Raw genomic sequence first — 18,479 nt, forward strand, 5'->3', positions numbered from 1 at the left:
CAAAACCCCCGAGCCCTTATCGGGCGGTGAGGACCGGCCCCACGGCGTGGCGGGCCACGTGTTCCGCCGTGCTCCCCAGGAGGAACCTCCGCACCGGGGCTCCCAGGGCCAGGAGGTCCGTGGGGTTCTGCAGGGCCAGGAGGTGCTCGGCGGGGTCCCCGGAGAGGGCCAGGGCCTCCACCTCGAGGCCTTGGTCCTTGAGGTAGGCCTCCGCCTCCAGGGCCCAGGAGCCCGCCTGCACGGGATCCTCGTGGACGCTCACCACCCGCACCCTAAGCCCCAGGGGCTTGGCCAGGGCGGCCAGGGTGTGCATGGCCCGCACGGCGCTTTCCGAGGCGTTGTACCCCAGGAGGGCCCCTTCCAGTTCCACGTAGTCCATGGGAGCCACCACCACCGGGACGGGGGAGGCTCGGAGCACCCGGTCCACGGTGCTTCCTAGGCCCAGGAAGCTCCCCCCGTGGGCCTCCCCGCTTCGGCCCAGGACCAGGAGGTCCGCCCCCCGGGCGTGGCGCAGGATGACCTCGTGGGGAAGGCCGGTTTCCAACACGGCCTCGGCCTCTATGCCCGCCTCCCGGGCACTTCTTTGTAATCTATCTAAGATTGTTTCGCCCTTGAGGGTCAGGACCTTCTCCAGCTCCTGGCGGTAGACGGGGACGGGGATGGTGAGGGCCCCCAGGTCCAAAGGCTCGAGGCCCTGCAAAAGGCGGACGTCCCGCACGTAGAGGAGGAGGAGCTTGGCCGAGAGCTTGTAGGCCAGCCACTCCGCCAGCACCTCCGCCCCCTTGGCCTGGGGCGAGCCGTCCGTGGCGAGGAGGATCCGCATGCCCCCATCTTACGCCGCCTTGGGCTCGGGGTCCCTCACCCCCCTGGCCAGGGCCCAGGCGGGAAGGATCAGGCTTCCCAGAGCCAAAAGGACGGGCATCACCCCCAGGGTTTCTATGAAGTGGCCGATGGGGGCGTAGAAGAGCCCGGCAAACCCCCAGGTGAAGCCCATGAGAAGCCCGGACACCGTGGCCGTCTGGTCCGGCTCCAGCTCCTGGGCCAAGGCCACGGCCACGGGAATCCCGGCGTTCATCAAGGCCCCGGTGGCGGCGAGGAGGAGGAGGTACAGGGGGTTTTCCGGCGGGAAGAGGAGGAGGCCAAGATAAAGGGGCAGGCCAAAGGAAAGGGTGCCCAAAAGCACCGCCTTCCGCCCCAGGCGGTCCGAGAGGGTGCCTCCGAGGAAGGTGCCCAAGGTGGCGGAGAAGCTGTAGACGGAGAGGCTCAAGGCGGTGTAGGCATCGGGGAGGCCCCTCTGGGCGAACCAGTAGGGCAGGGTGGTGGAAAAGCTCATGAAGACCAGGCTCCTCAGGGTGGCCATGCCCCAAAGCCGGACCACGTCCCCCCGGAAGACCCGGAGGAAGTCCCTTACCCCGGCGGGCTTCCCCCGGCGCCGCACCGGGGGAAGGCGGAGGAGGGCCAGGGCGGGAAGAAGGGCCAAGGGGGTAAGCCAGAGGAGCCCCTTAAGCCCCAAAGCCCCCACGGTGAAGAGGGCCACCAGGGGGCCCAGGGAAAGCCCCAGGTAGCCGGCGGAGCCGAAGAAGGAAAGCCAGAACCCCCTGCGCTCCTTGGGGGCGAACTCCCCCACCAGGCTCGCCCCCGAGGCGTGGAAGAGGGCCGAGCCCAGGCCCGCCAGGCCCAGGGCCAAAAGGAGGAGTTCAAAGCGAGGCCAAAGGCCCATGGACCCCGTTCCCAGGGCCACCAGAACCGGTCCCAAGGCCGCCAGGAGCCTCCGGTCCATCCGGTCGGCCACGAGGCCGGCGAAGGGCTGGAGGAGGCTTCCCGTGAGGGAATAAACGGAGACCAAGAGCCCCACCGTTCCCAGGCCCACGCCGAAGTGGGCCATGAGCTTGGGGAGGAGGGGGGTGAGGAAGTTCCCGAAGAGGTCGTTGACCGTGTGGAGCCAGGCGAGGAGGAGGGGCAGCACCCCTCCATGCTAAACCCGCTTCTCAGGAAGGGTGTGTTAGAATCCCCACGTGCTTGGGGCTTTCCGGAAACGCAGGAAGGGCCAAAAGAAAATGGCGCGCCCGAGAGGACTCGAACCTCTGACCTTCGGCTCCGGAGGCCGACGCTCTGTCCAGCTGAGCTACGGGCGCACTCAAGCGGGAGTACTATAGCACGGGAAGAAGGAGGCGGTCAAGTGTTTGGCATCAACAAGAGGCTCGTCACCATCCTTTTCGGCTTGCTGGCCCTGGCCTTCGCCGTGGGGGCCATCCTCCTCTTCACCCCCAAGGCGGGGCAGGGGACCCGGGGTAAGCCCGTCCTTTGGGTGAACGGCAAGGCGGTCTACGAGCTGGACCTCCTCAGGCTCCAGGGCAATGACCCCCTTTACGCCGCCAACCCCCAGGGGCTTCTCAAGACCCTGGTGGACACCCACTTCCTGGAACAGGTGATCCTCACCGAGGCCCTGAGGCAGGACGCCGCCCGCATCCGGGTGGGGAGCGCCGAGGTGCGCAGGGAGGTGGACCGCATCCGCGAGCAGTACGGCCTGAAGGAAAAGAAGGCCTACGAGCAGTTCCTCAACCAGGTGGGCTACACCGATGCGGAGCTCCGCCAGGAGATCAAGGCCCAGCTCCAGATCCAGAAGCGCCTGGAGCAGATTCGCTCCGCCGCCAAGCCCACCCCGGAGGAGGTGCGCTTTTACTTTGAGGTCCACCGGGAGAATTACAAGACCGAGCCTCGAGTCCGGGCCCGGCAGATCGTGGTGGACGACAAGAAGCTGGCGGAAGGGCTTCTGGCCAGGCTGAAGGCGGGGGAGGACTTCGCCCTCTTGGCCAAGGAGCACTCCAAGGTGGGGGCCGAGCAGGGGGGGGCCCTGGGGGCGGGTCCGGGGGAGACGGAGCCCAAGCCCGTGACCCAGGTGGTCTTCCCCGAGGCGGTGGCCCAGGCGGTCTTCGCCCTCAAGGGCCCGGGCCTGGTGGGGCCCATAGAGGCCTCGGGGCGGTACTACCTGGTGAAGGTGGAGGCCTACCTTCCCCCCAAGGTGCCCGCCTTTGAGGAGGTGAAGGACCAGGTGGAGAAGGACGCCCAGGCGGCCAAGGGGGACGGGGCCCTGGAGGCTTACCTGGAAGAGCTCCGCAAGAAGGCCCAGGTGCGCTTCGCCGAGAGCAACCCCTACGCCTACAAGAACCCCGTGGTGGCCCAGGTGGACGGGACGGAGATCCTCCTCGCCCAGGTGCTCCAGCCCGTCTTCTCCAACCAGCAGACCCAGGCCCTCATCCAGCAGGGCCTAGGGGAGCTGGCCGTGCAGTTCTTCCTTCCCCAGACCCTGGAAAGCCTCATAGACCGGGAGGTGCTGGTCAAGGCGGCCAAGAAGAGCGGCAAGCCCTTCATCGGCTCCAAGGACGCCATCGCCCAGGCCTACCTCCTCTACGAGACCCAGGGCGTGACCGCCACGGAGGAGGAGGCCCGGAAGTTCTACGCCGAAAACCCCGCCCGCTTCGTCCTTCCCGCCAGCGCCCGGGTGGTGGCGGTGAGCTTCAAGGAGGAGGCCAAGGCCAAGGCCTTCCGCGAGGCGGCCCTGAAGGCCCAGGACCTCGAGGCCCTGGCCAAGGCCCACGGGGGCAGCGTCACCGACCACGGCACCGTCCAGCCCAACCAGCTCCCGGCGGTGCTGGACCGCCTGGTCTTCAAGGTGAAGGAAGCCTTCCCCAAGGGGCCCTTGGGGGAGGTGAGCGAGGTGGTGAAGCTGGAGGACGGGACCTTCGCCGTCCTCCTCATCCAAGACCGCAAGCCCGAGGTCCTGAGGCCCTACGAGGCGGTCAAGGAGGAGGCCCTGCAGGGGGTGGTGGCCAAGAAGCGCCAGGAGAAGGCCCAGGCCCTCCTCCAGGCCCTGCGCAAGGAGGCCAGGATAGAGAACCGCCTGAGCCAGGTGCTGGCCGAACTCACCCCCAAGACGGAGGAAAAGCCTAAGGAGGCTCCCAAGGAGGCCCCGGCGAAACCCTGAGCCTCCCGGGGGCCAATAAAGTGCCCGCGCCTCGCTTCTGCGACATGTAAACCTCTGCCTAAAGGCCCAGGGAAGACCTTCTGGGGCCCCCGCTCTGGCGAAAGCCAGAGCGGGGTACTTAGGATGGGGTCATGGAACCCCGGGAACTCCTCCGCCTCCTCACCCTCTACTACGAGGCCAAGCCGGACCCGGAAAGCCCTTGGGAGCGCGTGGCCTTCGGCACCAGCGGCCACCGGGGCACCAGCCTCAGGGCCACCTTCACCGAGGCCCACGTGCTGGCCATAGCCCAGGCCATCGCCGACTTGAGGGCAGGCTTCGGGGCCACGGGGCCCCTCTTCCTGGCCAAGGACACCCACGCCCTCTCCGAGCCCGCCTGGGCCACGGCCCTAAGCGTCTTCGCCGCCAACGGGATAGAGGTGCGCATAGAGGCGGAAGGGGGCTACACCCCCACCCCCTTGGTCTCCCTGGCCATTCTGGAGCACAACGCCCGCCACGGGGCCAAGGCCGACGGGGTCCTCCTCACCCCCAGCCACAATCCCCCGGAGGACGGGGGGTTCAAGTACAACCCCCCCACGGGGGGGCCGGCGGACACCCGCGTCACCCGGGCCATAGAGGAAAGGGCCAACGCCCTCCTCCGGGAGGGCCTTAAGGGGGTGAGGCGGCTTCCCCTCAAGGAGGGCCTTTCCCGGGCCAAGGCCTTTGACTACGCCGGGCTTTACGCGGCGCGGGTAGGGGAGGCGGTGGACCTGGAGGCCGTCCGGGCCTCGGGCCTCCGCCTGGGGGTGGACCCCTTGGGCGGGGCGGGCCTCAGGGTCTGGGAGCGCCTGGCCGAGGCCTTCCGGCTCCACCTGGAGATCGTCAATCCCACCTTGGACCCCACCTTCCGCTTCATGCCCCCTGACCACGACGGCAAGATCCGCATGGACTGCTCCAGCCCCCACGCCATGGCGGGCCTCCTCGCCCTCAAGGACCGCTTTGACCTCGCCGTGGGCAACGACCCGGACGCCGACCGCCACGGCATCGTGACCCCGCGGGGCCTCATGAACCCCAACCACTACCTGGCGGCGGCCCTTCACCACCTCTTCACCACCCGGGCCTGGCCCGGGGCCAAGGCGGGCAAAACGGCGGTGACCAGCGCCCTCCTGGACCGGGTGGCCCGGGCCCTGGGCCGGGGGGTCTACGAAACCCCCGTGGGGTTCAAGTACTTCGTGGAGGGGCTTCTTGGGGGACAGCTGGGCTTTGGGGGGGAGGAGAGCGCCGGGGCGAGCTTCCTCCGCTTTGACGGCAGGCCCTTCTCCACGGACAAGGACGGGATCCTCATGGGGCTTCTCGCCGCCGAGATCATGGCCAAGCGGGGGAAGGCCCCGGACGAGCTCTACGAGGAGCTGGCCGAGGCCCTGGGCCGGCCTCACTACCTGCGCAAGGACCTGCCCCTGCCCCCCGAGGCCAAGGCCAGGCTCTCCCGCCTCACCCCCGAGGACGTCCGGGAAAGGGAGCTGGCCGGGGAGCCCATTCTGGCGGTGCTCACCCGCGCTCCCGGCAACGGGGAGCCCTTGGGAGGCGTGAAGGTGGTCACGGAAAACGCCTGGTTCGCCGTCCGGCCCAGCGGCACCGAGGACGTGGCCAAGGTGTACGCCGAAAGCTTCAAGGGGGAGGCCCACCTCCAGGCGGTCCTGGAGGCGGCCTTGGCTCTGGTGGACCGGGCTTTGGCCTAGGGCCCCTGCGTTGACAGCCCTCTGCCCCCCGGGTAGGATGGGGCCGGTTTTGCCAGGGGGTATAAACATGCGCCTTCTTTTGGCCTTGTCCCGAGCCATAGACGCCCTGAGCGAGGCGGTGGGGCGGTTGGTGGTGTGGCTGGTGCTTCTCGTGGCCCTCCTCTCCGCGGGCAACGCCGTGATGCGCTACGCCTTCAACTACAGCTCCAACGCCTACCTCGAGGCCCAGTGGTATATGTTCAGCCTCATCTTCCTCCTGGGCGGGGCCTACGCCCTCAAGCACAACGCCCACGTGCGCATAGACCTCCTCTTCGGCCGCCTCTCCCGGAGGGCCCAGGCCTGGATTGACCTTCTGGGTACCCTCCTCTTCCTCATCCCCATGAGCCTGGGGGTCATCTACCTGGCCTGGCCCTGGTTCCTGAACTCCTTCGCCGCAAAGGAGGTTTCCCCCAACGTGGGGGGGCTTCCCCGCTGGCCCATCAAGCTCATGGTGCCCGTGGGCTTCGCCCTTCTTCTCCTCCAGGGGCTTTCCGAGCTCATCAAGCGCATCGCCTTCCTCACGGGCCACCTGGGACTCCCTGAGGAGGAAAAGGAGGTGGTGGAGTGAACCTGGAAGGCCTCATGCCCCCCCTGATGTTCGCCGCCCTGGTGGTCTTTCTCCTCTCCGGCTACCCCGTGGCCTTCTCCTTGGGGGCGGTGGGCATCGTCTTCGGGTTTTGGGGGATCGCCCTGGACGTCTTCCCGGCCGGGCTCCTCAGGGCCATGCCCGACCGCATCTTCGGCATCATGTCCAACCAGCTCCTCCTGGCCATACCCTTCTTCACCTTCATGGGCATCATCCTGGAGAAGAGCGGCCTGGCCGAGGACCTCCTGGACACCATGGGCCGCCTTTTCGGGCCCCTACGGGGCGGCCTTGCCCTGAGCGTGGTCTTCGTGGGGGCCATCCTGGCAGCCACCACCGGGGTGGTGGCTGCCAGCGTAATGGCCATGGGCCTCATCTCCCTGCCCATCATGTTGAAGTACGGCTACAACCCCCGCCTGGCCAGCGGGGTGATCCTGGGCTCGGCCACCCTGGCCCAGATCATTCCCCCCAGCGTGGTCCTCATCGTCCTGGCGGACCAGCTGGGGGTGAGCGTGGGGGACATGTACCAGGCGGCCCTGATCCCGGCGGGGCTCACCGTGGCCTTCTACTTTCTCTACGTGGTCTACGTGGCCCTCTTCCGGCCCCGGTGGGCCCCTGCCCTGCCCGAGGAGGCCCGGCCCGAGGCGGGGAAGGAGCCCGAGGCCGCCTTCGCCCTCCTTTCCTACCTCCTGGTGGGGGTGGGGGCGTGGAAGCTGGGGGAGTTCCTCCACCTTCCCTCCTGGCTGGAGGGCCTCGAGGTCCTCTTGGGCCTCTTCCTCTGGACCCTGGCCCTTCTTCCCCGCATCCGCCGAAACCCCCTCCTCCGCCGGGCCCTCCTCTCCATGGTGCCCCCTCTGGTGCTCATCTTCCTGGTCCTGGGCACCGTCCTCATCGGCCTCGCCACCCCCACGGAGGCCGGGGCCATGGGGGTGGTGGGGGCGCTCCTTCTCGCCCTTTTGAACCGCCGCCTCTCCTTCCCGGTCCTCTACGGGGCCATGGAGGGCACGGCCAAGCTCACCGCCTTCGTCATCTTCATCCTCATCGGCTCCACCCTGTTCAGCCTGGTCTTCCGGGGCGTGAACGGGGATTTGTGGGTGGAGGGCTTCCTCACGGGGCTCCCCGGAGGGGAGACGGGCTTCATCCTCTTCGTCATGGTCTTGGTCTTCCTCCTGGGCTTCTTCATAGACTTCTTTGAGATCGCCTTCATCGCCCTGCCTCTCCTGGCCATCGGGGCCGAGGCCTTGGGCATCAACAAGCTCTGGTTCGGCCTCCTGGTGGGGGTGAACCTGCAGACCTCCTTCCTCACCCCGCCCTTCGGCTTCGCCCTCTTTTACCTGCGGAACGTGGCCCCCAGGGAGGTAAAGACCCTGGACATCTACCTGGGCGGCCTTCCCTTCATCGGTCTCCAGCTTTTGGTCCTCCTCTTCACCTACCTCCTGCGGGAGCCCATCCTGCGGTTTGTGGGGGGGTAATCCTTCCCCACGCCGGCCCCGGCAAGAACGGGAACGCTGCCCGGCCGCGAAAAGGAAATCCCCGGGGGAGTCTCCCGGGGATGGTCCTCCTCGTCTAGAGGGCGGGGAAGGCGAACTGCTCGTAGCCCAGCTCCGCCACCCCGAACCAGCGGTAGGACTCCTCCCGGAAAGCCTTCCAGGCGGTGTAGACCTTGCGGTAGGTGGCGTCCTTGGCCGCCTCCTCCTCGTACCAGTCAAAGGCCGCCCTCTGGGCCGCCTTCATCACCTCCGCGGGCCACTTGCGGAGCCTTACCCCGTTCTTGATGAGGCGCTGGAGGGCGGGGGCGTTCACCCGGTCGTACTTGGCCAGCATCCACAGGTTGGCCTCGGCGGCGGCCACCTCAAAGGCCTGCTGGTACTCCTTGGGAAGCTTCTGCCACTCCTTGAGGTTCACGTAGAAGGAGAGCATGGGCCCGGGCTCGTGCCAGCCGGGGTAGTAGTAGTACTTGGCCACCTTGTAGAAGCCCAGCTTCTCGTCGTCGTAGGGGCCCACCCACTCGGCGGCGTCCACCACGCCCCTTTCCAGGGCGGGGTAGATGTCCCCGCCCGCCAGCACCTGGGGGACCACGCCGAGGCGGCTCATCACCTGGCCCCCGGGCCCGGGGATGCGCATCTTCAGGCCCTTGAGGTCGGAAAGGCCCTTGATCTCCTTGCGGAACCAGCCGCCCATCTGCACCCCGGTGTTGCCCCCGGGGAACTGGATGATGCCGAAGTCGGCGAAGATGGGGCGGAAGAGCTCAATGCCGCCCCCTTGGTACATCCAGGCGTTCTGCTGACGGGCAGTGAGGCCGAAGGGCACCGCCGTGTCAAGGGCGAGAACCGCCGCCTTGCCCACGTAGTAGTAGCTCGCCGTGTGCCCCGCCTCCACCGTGCCCTGCTGCACGGCGTCCATCACCTGTAGCCCCGGCACGATCTCCCCCGCCTGGTAGGGGCGGATCTGGAACCGCCCCCCGGTGAGGGCGGAAACCCGCTCCGCCAGGACCTCCGCCGCCCCGTAGATGGTGTCCAGGCTCTTGGGGAAGCTGGAGGCCAGGCGCCAGCGCACCGTGGGGGCCGCCTGGGCGAAAGCCGGTCCGAAGGCCGCGCTCGCCGCTACGCCGATACCCGCCTTCTTCAGAAAGTCACGCCGCTTCATTTTGACCTCCTTAGCGGTCCTTGGGGATTATACCCCGCCCCCCCGTGAGGGGCGCAAGCCCCCTCCTTAGCGCACATAAAAATACGTTTCCGCCACGTGGTAGGTGCGGGCCCCGGAGGCCTCGAGGTACACCCTCAGGCGGGCGTCCCAGTCGGTGTAGACCCCCTGGAGCCTCACCCCGCCGGGTTCCCGGTCGGTGTACACCGCCCGCACCCGGTGGAGGCCCCTGGGGGGCGTGAGGACGTAGCGGTAGGCCCCCGGGGGCAGGACGTGGGTGCCCCGCTGGAGGAAGAAGCGGTCCAGCTCGTAGGTGCGGCCGTCCGGGTCTTCCACCACCAGGGTCACCCAGCCCGGCCGGTCCAGGGTGAGGAAGAAGCGGATCTCCTCCCCCACGAAGTACGTGGCCCCTGGGCCCCGGTCGGGCTCAAAGCGCAGGAGGACCGGGCTATAGTCCCAGCGGTAGGTGAGGGTAAGGCCCTCGAGGGTCACGGTGCATGCGGAAAGAAACCCTGCGAGAAGGACCAAGAGGAAGCGCATACGAACCTCCTCCCTTAGGGTACGCCGCCTTGGCCCTGAGGGTCTTCAGGAAACCTTAAGGGGGCCTGGGCCACGGGGGCGAAGCGCCTCCGGTGGACGGGGGAGGGCCCCAGGGCCAGGAGGGCCTCCTGGTGCTCCGGGGTGCCGTACCCCTTGTGCCGGGCGAAGCCGTAGCCCGGGTAGAGGCGGTCCAGCTCGGCCATGAGCCGGTCCCGGTGGACCTTGGCCAGGATGCTGGCGGCGGCCACGCTGGGGCTTCTCTGGTCCGCCCTGGGGGGGGAGAGGAGGGGAAGGGGGGTGGGAAGGGGCAGGTAGTCGGTGACCAGGGCCTCTGGGGGCGGCTTTAGCCCGGCGAGGGCCCGCGCTGCCGCCAGGAGGGTGGCCTTGAGGACCCCCAGCCGGTCCACCTCCTCCACCTCCGCCACCCCCAGGGCGAAGGCCAGGGCCACTTCCCTGACCCTCTCCGCCAGGCGCTCCCTCTCCTTGGGGGAGAGGAGCTTGGAGTCCTTGAAGGGGTACGCCCCGGGGGGCAGGACCACCGCCCCCACCACGATGGGCCCCGCCCAGGCTCCCCGGCCCGCCTCGTCCAGGCCGGCCACCCTGAGGCCCCGGGCCCAAAAGCCCTCCTCCAAGGGGGCCGAGCCGTCCACGGGGGGATTATACGCCCCAACCCCCTAGAATGAGTCCATGCCAGTCCTCCTCTTGGCCCTCCTCGGAAGCCTGGCCCTGGCCCAAAACTTCCTGGCCGCCACCCCCTTGGGAAGGGCGGAAGGGGCGTGGGAGGGCGGGGCCATCGCCTTTTACGGGCTTCCCTACGCCGAGGCCGGGCGCTTTCAGGCCCCGAGGCCCGTAAGGGCCTGGCCCGAGGGCGTGGGGAGGGAAAGGGTGGCCTGCCCCCAAGGCCCGGGGCTCACCGCCCGGCTCGGGAGCCCCATCCCGCCCCAGAGGGAGGACTGCCTGGTCCTGAACGTCTACCTCCCCACCCAGGTGCCGCCCCCAGGGGGCTTCCCGGTGATGGTCTACCTCCACGGCGGGGGCTTCACCTCGGGAGCCGCCGCGGAGCCCATCTACCGGGGCCACCGGCTGGCGGAGGAAGGGGTCGTGGTGGTGGCCCCCAACTACCGCCTGGGGCCCTTGGGCTTCCTCACCCTCCCCGCCCTGGCGGGGGAAGACCTTAGGGCGGTGGGGAACTACGGGCTCTTGGACGTTCTGGAAGCCCTCCGCTTCGTGCAGAGGTACATCCGCTACCTCGGGGGAAACCCGGAAAACGTCACCCTCTTCGGGGAATCCGCCGGGGGGATGATGGTCTGCGCCCTCCTCGCCACCCCCGAGGCCAAGGGCCTCTTCCACAAGGCCATCCTCCAGTCGGGGGGGTGCGGGTATGCGAGGCCCCTTCAGGAGGACTTCGCCTTCGGCGAGGCCTGGGCCAGGGAAAGGGGGTGCGACCCCAAGGACCTCGCCTGCCTCCGCGCCCTTCCCCTGGAGAGGCTTCTCCCCAAGGAGCCCACCCTCGAGGCCATGGGCCGCTTCCTCTCCAGGCCCTCGGTCTTCCGGGTGGGCCCCTTCAAGCCCCACCTCGGCCCCCTCCTCCCCCAAGACCCCCGGGAGGCCCTAAGGAGAGGGATGGCCCGGGGAATCCCCCTTATCGCCGGGGCCAACGCCGAGGAGGTGAGCCTTCCCGCCCTCCAGGCCCTCCTCGGGCCCCCGAGCTGGGAGGAGGCGGAAAGGCGGCTTCTGGAGTCGGGGCTTTCCCCGAAGGAGGCCCAGGCCCTCCTCGCCCGCTACCGGGGCCGCTTCCCGGACCCCAGGGCCGCCTGGGGAGCCCTCCAGACCGACCTCACCCTCCTCTGCCCCTCCTTCCAGGCCGCCCGCCTCCAGGCCCCCCACGCCCCCACCTACGCCTACCTCTTCTCCTTCCGGGTGCCGGGGTTTGAGGGCCTAGGGGCCTTCCACGGGCTGGAGCTCGCCCCCCTTTTCGGCAACCTGGAGGCCATGCCCTTCCTCCCCCTCTTCCTGGGGGAGGAGGCCCGGGGGCAGGCGGAGTATCTGGGCAGGAAGATGCGCCGCTACTGGACCGCCTTCGCCAAGGAGGGGGAGCCTTCGGGATGGCCCCGCTGGCCCCGCTACCGGGAGGGCCTGGTCCTGCGCCTGGACGTGCCCGTGGGGCTTCTTCCTGACCCCTACGCGGAGAGGTGCGGTGCCCTCGAGGGCCTTGGGCTACTCTAAGGGTATGAAGGGAAGGGCCACCTGCCCCCTGGACTGCCCCGACGCCTGCAGCCTCCTCCTCACCCTGGAGGAGGGGCGCCTCGCGAAGGTGGAAGGGGACCCCCGCCACCCCATCACCCAAGGCTTCGCCTGCGCCAAGACCTACCGCTACCCGGAGAGGGCGCGGGAGAGGCTCCTTTACCCCATGCGCCGGGTGGGGCGGAAGGGGGAGGGGAGGTTCGCGCGGGTCTCCTGGGAGGAGGCCCTGGACGAGATCGCCCTTAGGCTCAAGGCGGTCCTGGAGCAAGAAGGCGGGGAGGCCGTGCTTCCCTACCACTACGCCGGGACCATGGGCCTCATAGAGAACCAGCACCCCCTGGCCTTCTTCCGGGCCATCGGGGCCTCGGAGCTTTTGGAGACCATCTGCTCCACCGCGGGGAGCGCCGCCTGGGAGATGACCTACGGCCCCCGCCTGGCCCCGGACCCCGAGGAGGTCCCCGAGGCCCGCTACGTCCTCCTCTGGGGCATCAACAGCCTCTCCACCAATAGCCACCTCACCCCCTTCCTCAAGGAGGCGAGGAGGCGGGGGGCCAGGGTGGTCCACATAGACCCCTACGAGAACCTCACCTCCCGCTTCGCCGACCTCCACCTCAGGCTCCGCCCCGGCATGGACGCCGCCTTGGCCTACGCCCTGGCCCACGTCCTCTTCCGGGAGGGCCTGGTGGACTGGGAGTACCTGGAAGGGAGGGCGGTGGGCCTCGAGGCCTTCCAAAAGGAGGCGGAGAGGTGGACCCCAGAGAGGGCCAGCGCCCTCACCGGGGTGCCGGAGGAGGCCATCCTCCGCCTCGCCCGGGAGATGGGGGAGGCCAAGCGGGTCTTCCTCCGGGTGGGCTACGGCATGACCCGCCACCCGGGAGGGGGGAACGCCCTCCGCGCCGTGATCCTCCTCCCCGCCCTCCTCGGGGCCTGGCGCTACCCGGGGTGCGGGGCCATGCTCTCCACCAGCGGGGCCTTCCCCCTGAACAAGCGCTTCCTCGGGGGGCGGCACCTCCTGGAGGGGGGACATCCCCACCAGGGCTACTTCCGGCCCAACCCCAAGGCCCGGGCGGTGAACATGAACGAGCTCGGCACCGCCCTCACCGAGCTCAAGCCCCCCATCCGGGTTCTCTTCGTCTTCAACAGCAATCCCCTGGTGGTGGCCCCGAACACCGGGAAGGTGAGGGCGGGGCTGGAACGGGAGGACCTCTTCACCGTGGTGCTGGAGCAGGCGATGACGGAGACCGCCCACTTCGCCGACTACCTCCTTCCCGCCACCCTCTTCTACGAGCACCCGGACCTCTACACGAGCTACGGGCACTACTACCTCTCCTGGAACGAGCCCTTGAGCCCTCCTGCGGGTGAGGCCCGCCCCAACACCTGGGTCTTCCGCGAGCTGGCGAAGAGGCTTGGCCTAAAGGAGCCCACCCTCTACTGGACTGCCGAGGAGGTGGCGAAAAGCCTCCTCGCCTCGGACCACCCTTACCTCGAGGGGATCACCCTGGAAAGGCTCAAGAAGGAAGGCTTCGTGAGGCTCAACCTGCCCCGGCCCTTCCTCCCCTTCGCCCAAGGGAAGGTGCGCTTCAGCCCTCCCCCTGAGGTCATCCCCACCGAGCCCCTTCCCGACTACCCCCTGATCCTCCTCACCCCCCCGGCCCACCGCTTCCTCAACACCACCTACGGGAACGTGGAAGCCCTGGTGGAGGCGGAGGGCGGGGAGCCCAGGCTCCTCATCCATCCCCAAGACGCCGGGGCGCGGGGGATCCAAAGCGGCATGCTCGTCCACATCCGCTCCCCTTGGGGGAGGATTACGAGGAAGGCCCTGGTGAGCGAGGCCCCCATCCCGGGGACGGTGGTCCTGGAGGGCACCTGGTGGGAGAGGTGGGCCCCGGACGGGAAAGGGGTGAACCACCTCACCTCGGAGAGGCTTACGGATCTGGGCGGGGGAAGCACCTTCCACTCCACCCCCGTGGAGGTGGAGCCCCTGCGCCTGGCCTGATTTGCGCCTGGGCCACAATCCTGCTACCTTAAGGGGGTGCGCGGGGCCCTGCCCAAAAAGCGCTCCGTGGCCCTGGCCGCCTGGGGGGAGGAGGGGCTTCTTCTGGTGCGGCGCCCGGAGGCGGACCCGGAGTTCGCCGGGGCCTGGGGGTTGCCGGCGGTAAGCCTGGGGGAGGGGGAGGGGCTGGAGGAGGCCGCCTTTAGGGTGGCCCAGGAGAAGCTCTCCGCCCAGGTGGCCCTCCGCTTCCCCGTGGCCTTCGGCCGGGAGGACCGGCCCGCCTACACCCTGGAGCTTTGGGTGTACGAGGCCGAACTCCTTTCCCCGGTCCTCCTTCCCCGGCCCAAGCCGGGCAAGACCTACTACACCGCCTTCCGCTTTGGCCGCCCCGAGGACCTGCGGGAGGCCGCCCGGCGGGGCTCTTTGTGCAGCCGGCTTTACCTGGCGGTGAAGGTGGGGTGCTGAGGTGGAAACCCTCCTTCTGGTAAACCTCTTCCACGAGCTGGCCCTCAAAGGGGGGAACCGTCCCTTCTTCCTCAAGCGGGCCAAGGCCCACGTGAAGCGTGCCCTGAAGGGCCTTTCTGCCCGGCTGGAGGCGGAGTGGCCCATGGCCCTCCTCTTCCGCCTCCCCGAGGGGGCCTGGCTCGAGGCCAAGGCCCGTCTCCAGGACACCCTAGGGGTGGAGGGCTTCGCCCGGGTCCTGAGGACGCCCCCGGACCTCGAGGCCATGCAGGCCGCCCTGGAAGAGGCCCTGAAGGGCGAGGCCTTCGGGAGCTTCCGCATCACCGCAAAGCGCTCGGACAAGACCTTCCCCCTCACCTCTCCCGAAGTGGAGCGCCTCCTCGGGGCCTTTGTGAAGGAAAAGACCGGGGCCCCGGTGCGGCTTAGGGGAGCGGAGCGGGAGTTCGTGGTGCGGATCCTGCCGGGAGCGGCCCTTTTGGAGGCGGAGCGCCACCCGGGTCCAGGGGGCCTCCCCCCGGGGGTTTCCGGCAAGGTGGTGGCCCTCCTCTCCGGAGGGATTGACTCCCCGGTGGCCGCCTACCGCCTCATGCGCCGGGGGGCGGAGGTGGTCCTCGTGCACTTCCACCCCTTCCCCCTCCTCTCGGGGGCGAGCCGGGAGAAGGCAAAAGCCCTTGCCGAGCGGCTCTCCCGCTTCCAGCACCGCCTTAGGCTCCACCTCGTCCCCTTCAGCGAGGTGCAGCGGCACATCATCGTGGAGGCCCCCACCGCCTACCGGGTGGTCCTCTACCGCCGCTACATGCTAAGGATCGCCGAGGCCATCGCCCAGGAGGAGGGAGCCCTGGCCCTCGCCACCGGGGACAGCCTGGGCCAGGTGGCCTCCCAGACCCTGGAGAACCTCTACGCCGTGAACCAGGCGGCTACCCTCCCCGTCCTAAGGCCCCTCATCGGGTGGGATAAGCAGGAGATCGTGGCCGAGGCCAAAAGGATCGGCACCTACGGGACCTCCATCCTCCCCGACGAGGAGTGCTGCACCCTCTTCGCCCCCAAGCACCCCGTGACCCGGGCGGACCTAGGGGTGGTCCTGAAGACCGAGGCCCGCCTGCCCACGGAGGCCCTGGTGGCCCTGGCCCTAGAGGGTAGGGAGGTCCTCACCTACACCTGGCCGGGAGGAAAGCCCCTACGGGAGAGCCCCGGAGGCGCTTTTATAATGGAGCATGGACCTGCTTGAGGCGAAGCGCCTTCTGGAAACGGGAAGGACCACCCCCTTAGCCCTTTTGGAGGAGGCCCTGGAGCGGGCCAAGGCCTTCCAGGACCGGAACGCCCTCGCCTATCTGGACGAGGAGGCCGCCCGCAAGGAGGCCCTGGCCCTCACGGAGGAGCTCAGGCGGGGCCAGGCGCGGGGGCCCCTGCACGGCCTTCCCCTCACCGTGAAGGACCTCTTCCCGGTGAAGGGGATGCCCACCCGGGCCGGGACCCGGGCCCCCCTTCCTCCCCTTCCCGAGGAGGCCCAGGCGGTGCGGCGCCTAAAGGAGGCGGGGGCGCTTATCCTCGCCAAGACCAACATGCACGAGATCGCCCTAGGCATCACCGGGGAAAACCCCTGGACGGGGCCGGTGCGGAACGCCATAGACCCCACCCGCCAGGCCGGGGGGTCTAGCGGTGGGAGCGCCGTGGCCGTGGCCCTGGGCATCGGCCTCGCCTCCTTGGGCACGGACACCGGGGGGTCCATCCGCATCCCCGCGGGCTTCAACGGGGTGGTGGGCTTCAAGCCCTCCTACGGCCGGGTGAGCTTGGAGGGGGCCCTTCCCCTCTCCCGCTCCACGGACCACGCCGGGCCTCTCACCAAGACGGTGCGGGACGCCCACTTTCTCACGGAGATTCTGGCGGGGGAGAGCCTTCCCCTGGAGGGCCCCCAGAACCCCACCTTCGGGGTGCCCCTGGACTTTTTGGAGGGGAGGCTCGGGGTGGAGGTGCGGAGGGCCTTCTCCAGGCTTCTGGAAGACCTCCCCGCCCTAAGGGCCGAGGTGAAGGAGGTCTCCCTGCCCCTTAGGGGGGTCTACGAGGTCTACACCCGCCTGGTGCGCTACGAGGCGGCCCGCATCCACGAGAAGGCCCTTAAAGAGCACCCCGAGGGGTTTTCCGAAGGGGTGCGGGAGGCGCTTCTTTTGGGCCTCGCCCTCACGGAGAAGGACTACCGGGACGCCGTGGCGGAGCGGGAGGCCCTCAGGCTGGAGCTGGTGAAGGCCCTAAGAGGGGTGGACGCCCTCCTCCTCCCCGTCCAGCCCCTCCCCGCCCCTCCCTTGGGCACGGAGGAGGTGGAGCTGGAGTCGGGGAGGAGGAGCCACCGGGAGGCCTTCATCACCCTCACCCTGCCCTTCAGCCTCCTCGGGGTCCCCACCCTCGCCCTCCCCTTCGCCAAGGTGGAGGGGATGCCTGTGGGCCTCCAGGTGGTGGGGCCCTACGCCGAGGACGGGAGGGTGCTCGCCATCGGGGGCTGGCTCGAGGCCCGCCTCAGGTGAGCCAGAGGTAGAGGAGGACCAGGGAGAAGAGGGTGAGGGGAAGGCCCAGGCGCAGGTGCTCCCCAAAGCCCACCCGCACCCCTTCCCGCCCCGCCCCCTCGGCCACGATGAGGTTGGCCACGCTGGCAAGCAGGGTGAGGTTCCCCGCCAGGGTGCTCCCCCCGGCGAGGAGGAGCCACTCCTCAGGGGTGTGGGCCAAGGGGGCGAGGAGGAGGACCGCGGGCACGTTGGAGAGGAGGAGGGAAAGGAGGGTGGCGGCGAGGAGGAGCCCGAGGGGGCTAGAGGCAAGGGGCAGGAGGGCCTCGGCCAGCCCCAGGCGGCGGACCCCCTCGGTAAGGACGAAAAGCCCCCCGAACATCACCAAAAGCTCCCAGTCCACCCGCCTGAAGTACCGCTCCGAGCGGAGCCTCCGGCTAAAGACGAGAAGCCCTGCCGCCACCAGGGCCCCCTGGGCCATGGGGTAACCGAGGAGGAAGGCGAGAAGAAGCCCCGAGGCCACGAGGAGCCCTTTGCGGAGAAGCCCGGGGTGGAGCCGGTAGCGCAGGGGAGGAAGGGGCGGGAGGGGCCTAAAGGAACGCACCTCGGGGTAGAGGAGGGCCAGGAGCCCCACCTGCAGGGCGAGCCCCAAAAGGGCCACGGGGAAAAGGGCCCGAAGAAAGTCCAGGTAGGGAATCCCCGAAAGGCTCGCCACCAGGATGTTCTGGGGGTTCCCCGTGGGGGTCATGAGGCTTCCCGTGTTCACCGCGGCCATGAGGGCCAGGAGGTAGGGCACGGGGTTCAGGCCCAGGCCCCGGGCGAGGCGGAGGACGAGGGGGGCGAGGAGGAGGGCCATGGTGTCGTTGAGGAAGAGGGCGGAAAGCCCCCCCGCCCCGAAGGAGAGGAGGACGAGGAGGGAAAAGGGCGTGCGGGCCAGGCGGAGGAGGCCTTGGGTGGCGAGGGCGAAGAAGCCCGCGTAGCCCAGGTGGGCGTTCAGGACCATGACCCCGAAGAGGAAGACCAGGGTGGGGGCGTCCAGGGCCTGCCAGGCCTCTTGGAGGTCCAGCTCCCCGAGGAGCACGAGGAGGCTTGCCCCCACCAAGGCCACCCCCGCCCGGTTCATGCGGTAGCCGGGAAGCCCTCCCAGGGCGAGGCCCAGGTAGGCGAGGAGGAGGACGAGGAGGCTAAGGCCTTCCCGAAGCATAAAGCCTTGCCTGGAGCCTCTCCTTTACCCCGGGCCACTCCTCCCGGAGGATGCTGTAGACCACGTCGTCGCGGAAAGTGCCATCGGGAAGCCTGCGGTGCCTGCGCAACACCCCCTCCCGCACCGCTCCCAAAGCCTCCAGGGCCTTCTGGCTCCTCTCGTTCCTCAGGTCCACCTTGAACTGGACCCTTTCCGCCCGAAGCTCCTCAAAGGCGTGGCGGAGGAGGAGGTACTTGGCCTCCTTGTTGGCGGGGCTTCCCCAGAAGGCCCGGAAGAGCATGGTGCCCATCTCCAGCTTGGCGTGCTCGGGCTCGGGGGCGATGACGGAGATCCGACCGGCCATTTCCTCCCCCAGGAGGATGGCCCAGTTCACCCGGCCGGGTTCGGAAAGAAGCCCCTCCAGGTGGGCCCTTAAGGCCTCTTCTAAGGGCTCTCCGGCCCTTGGGGCGCGGCTTAGGAAGCGGTAGACCTCGAGGTCGTAGTGGCGCAGGAAGGCGGGAAGATGGGCGAGGGTGAGGGGCTCCAGGCGCACGTACCGCCCCTCCAGGCGCTGGGGGAAGGTCCACATGGGGCCAT

Annotated in this window: 16 protein-coding genes and 1 tRNA gene; 9 read left to right on the forward strand and 8 right to left on the reverse strand. The window is 69.1% G+C overall.

From position 1 onward, the window contains the following. Positions 1–16 precede the first annotated feature (16 nt). The 3 genes from ACZ5RK_RS02815 to ACZ5RK_RS02825 all read right to left on the reverse strand — a co-directional run bounded on the left by ACZ5RK_RS02815 (position 17) and on the right by ACZ5RK_RS02825 (position 2,135). Complete coding sequence (locus tag ACZ5RK_RS02815; protein ID WP_464909592.1) at positions 17–823, reverse strand: universal stress protein; 807 nt, start codon at positions 821–823, stop codon at positions 17–19. Between the two features lie 9 nt (positions 824–832). After that, positions 833–1,966, reverse strand: a complete 1,134-nt coding sequence (locus tag ACZ5RK_RS02820; RefSeq protein ID WP_464909593.1) for an MFS transporter — start codon at positions 1,964–1,966, stop codon at positions 833–835. Between the two features lie 92 nt (positions 1,967–2,058). Continuing rightward, positions 2,059–2,135 (reverse strand) — tRNA-Arg (locus tag ACZ5RK_RS02825). A gap of 44 nt (positions 2,136–2,179) precedes the next feature. Between ACZ5RK_RS02825 and ACZ5RK_RS02830 the strand changes: the two genes are divergently transcribed. From ACZ5RK_RS02830 to ACZ5RK_RS02845, 4 genes are all read left to right on the forward strand, one after another. Further along, positions 2,180–3,985: a peptidylprolyl isomerase gene (locus ACZ5RK_RS02830; RefSeq protein WP_464909594.1), complete on the forward strand. Its 1,806-nt coding sequence runs from the start codon at positions 2,180–2,182 to the stop codon at positions 3,983–3,985. A 131-nt stretch (positions 3,986–4,116) separates the two neighbouring features. Next, positions 4,117–5,700, forward strand: a complete 1,584-nt coding sequence (locus ACZ5RK_RS02835) for a phosphohexomutase domain-containing protein (RefSeq protein ID WP_464909595.1) — start codon at positions 4,117–4,119, stop codon at positions 5,698–5,700. 67 nt (positions 5,701–5,767) lie between these two features. Beyond that, the gene (locus tag ACZ5RK_RS02840; RefSeq protein ID WP_464909596.1) at positions 5,768–6,307 is read left to right on the forward strand and encodes a TRAP transporter small permease subunit; all 540 of its coding nucleotides are present in this window, start codon (positions 5,768–5,770) and stop codon (positions 6,305–6,307) included. Then, positions 6,304–7,794, forward strand: a complete 1,491-nt coding sequence (locus tag ACZ5RK_RS02845) for a TRAP transporter large permease (RefSeq protein WP_464909597.1) — start codon at positions 6,304–6,306, stop codon at positions 7,792–7,794. The genes ACZ5RK_RS02840 and ACZ5RK_RS02845 overlap by 4 nt, the downstream gene beginning before the upstream one ends. Before the next feature lie 94 nt (positions 7,795–7,888). Here ACZ5RK_RS02845 and ACZ5RK_RS02850 read toward each other — a convergent pair whose 3' ends face one another. The 3 genes from ACZ5RK_RS02850 to ACZ5RK_RS02860 all read right to left on the reverse strand — a co-directional run bounded on the left by ACZ5RK_RS02850 (position 7,889) and on the right by ACZ5RK_RS02860 (position 10,155). Continuing rightward, positions 7,889–8,968, reverse strand: a complete 1,080-nt coding sequence (locus ACZ5RK_RS02850) for a TRAP transporter substrate-binding protein (protein ID WP_464909598.1) — start codon at positions 8,966–8,968, stop codon at positions 7,889–7,891. A gap of 66 nt (positions 8,969–9,034) precedes the next feature. Further along, positions 9,035–9,505 carry a DUF4384 domain-containing protein gene (locus ACZ5RK_RS02855; RefSeq protein WP_054647472.1) on the reverse strand — a complete coding sequence of 157 codons (471 nt, stop codon included), beginning with the start codon at positions 9,503–9,505 and terminating at the stop codon, positions 9,035–9,037. Between the two features lie 14 nt (positions 9,506–9,519). Continuing rightward, positions 9,520–10,155 carry a ribonuclease HII gene (locus ACZ5RK_RS02860; protein ID WP_464909599.1) on the reverse strand — a complete coding sequence of 212 codons (636 nt, stop codon included), beginning with the start codon at positions 10,153–10,155 and terminating at the stop codon, positions 9,520–9,522. A gap of 37 nt (positions 10,156–10,192) precedes the next feature. Between ACZ5RK_RS02860 and ACZ5RK_RS02865 the strand changes: the two genes are divergently transcribed. The 5 genes from ACZ5RK_RS02865 to ACZ5RK_RS02885 are packed head-to-tail and all read left to right on the forward strand — an operon-like array spanning position 10,193 to position 16,723. Continuing rightward, positions 10,193–11,731: a polyhydroxybutyrate depolymerase gene (locus ACZ5RK_RS02865; protein ID WP_464909600.1), complete on the forward strand. Its 1,539-nt coding sequence runs from the start codon at positions 10,193–10,195 to the stop codon at positions 11,729–11,731. A gap of 4 nt (positions 11,732–11,735) precedes the next feature. Then, positions 11,736–13,745, forward strand: coding sequence for a molybdopterin oxidoreductase family protein (locus tag ACZ5RK_RS02870; protein WP_464909601.1), 2,010 nt, complete (start codon positions 11,736–11,738; stop codon positions 13,743–13,745). Between the two features lie 48 nt (positions 13,746–13,793). Next, on the forward strand, positions 13,794–14,207 hold the full coding sequence (locus ACZ5RK_RS02875) for an NUDIX hydrolase (protein ID WP_464910047.1): 414 nt from the start codon (positions 13,794–13,796) through the stop codon (positions 14,205–14,207). 1 nt (position 14,208) lies between these two features. Beyond that, positions 14,209–15,432, forward strand: a complete 1,224-nt coding sequence (gene thiI / locus ACZ5RK_RS02880; protein WP_464909602.1) for a tRNA uracil 4-sulfurtransferase ThiI — start codon at positions 14,209–14,211, stop codon at positions 15,430–15,432. Then, a complete protein-coding gene (locus ACZ5RK_RS02885; protein WP_464909603.1) occupies positions 15,419–16,723 on the forward strand; it encodes an amidase in 1,305 nt (434 codons plus the stop codon). Before thiI ends, ACZ5RK_RS02885 begins: the two co-directional genes overlap by 14 nt. On the opposite strand, the gene ACZ5RK_RS02890 is transcribed toward ACZ5RK_RS02885, so the two are convergent. Both ACZ5RK_RS02890 and ACZ5RK_RS02895 read right to left on the reverse strand, forming a co-directional pair. Beyond that, entirely contained in the window at positions 16,716–17,903 is a 1,188-nt protein-coding gene (locus ACZ5RK_RS02890; protein WP_464909604.1) for an SLC13 family permease, read from the reverse strand. The genes ACZ5RK_RS02885 and ACZ5RK_RS02890 overlap by 8 nt on opposite strands. Then, positions 17,884–18,471 carry a GNAT family N-acetyltransferase gene (locus ACZ5RK_RS02895; RefSeq protein ID WP_054647491.1) on the reverse strand — a complete coding sequence of 196 codons (588 nt, stop codon included), beginning with the start codon at positions 18,469–18,471 and terminating at the stop codon, positions 17,884–17,886. The genes ACZ5RK_RS02890 and ACZ5RK_RS02895 overlap by 20 nt, the downstream gene beginning before the upstream one ends. Positions 18,472–18,479: the final 8 nt, after the last annotated feature.

It is taken from the genome of Thermus kawarayensis JCM 12314, assembly GCF_055393575.1.

Coding starts and splice junctions, on each gene's coding strand:
- ACZ5RK_RS02815 (WP_464909592.1), bottom strand. CDS start 823: ATGCGGATCCTCCTCGCCACGGACGGCTCGCCCCAGGCCAAGGGGGCG.
- ACZ5RK_RS02835 (WP_464909595.1), top strand. CDS start 4,117: ATGGAACCCCGGGAACTCCTCCGCCTCCTCACCCTCTACTACGAGGCC.
- ACZ5RK_RS02840 (WP_464909596.1), top strand. CDS start 5,768: ATGCGCCTTCTTTTGGCCTTGTCCCGAGCCATAGACGCCCTGAGCGAG.
- ACZ5RK_RS02850 (WP_464909598.1), bottom strand. CDS start 8,968: ATGAAGCGGCGTGACTTTCTGAAGAAGGCGGGTATCGGCGTAGCGGCG.
- ACZ5RK_RS02855 (WP_054647472.1), bottom strand. CDS start 9,505: ATGCGCTTCCTCTTGGTCCTTCTCGCAGGGTTTCTTTCCGCATGCACC.
- ACZ5RK_RS02865 (WP_464909600.1), top strand. CDS start 10,193: ATGCCAGTCCTCCTCTTGGCCCTCCTCGGAAGCCTGGCCCTGGCCCAA.
- ACZ5RK_RS02870 (WP_464909601.1), top strand. CDS start 11,736: ATGAAGGGAAGGGCCACCTGCCCCCTGGACTGCCCCGACGCCTGCAGC.
- ACZ5RK_RS02885 (WP_464909603.1), top strand. CDS start 15,419: ATGGACCTGCTTGAGGCGAAGCGCCTTCTGGAAACGGGAAGGACCACC.
- ACZ5RK_RS02890 (WP_464909604.1), bottom strand. CDS start 17,903: ATGCTTCGGGAAGGCCTTAGCCTCCTCGTCCTCCTCCTCGCCTACCTG.
- ACZ5RK_RS02895 (WP_054647491.1), bottom strand. CDS start 18,471: ATGTGGACCTTCCCCCAGCGCCTGGAGGGGCGGTACGTGCGCCTGGAG.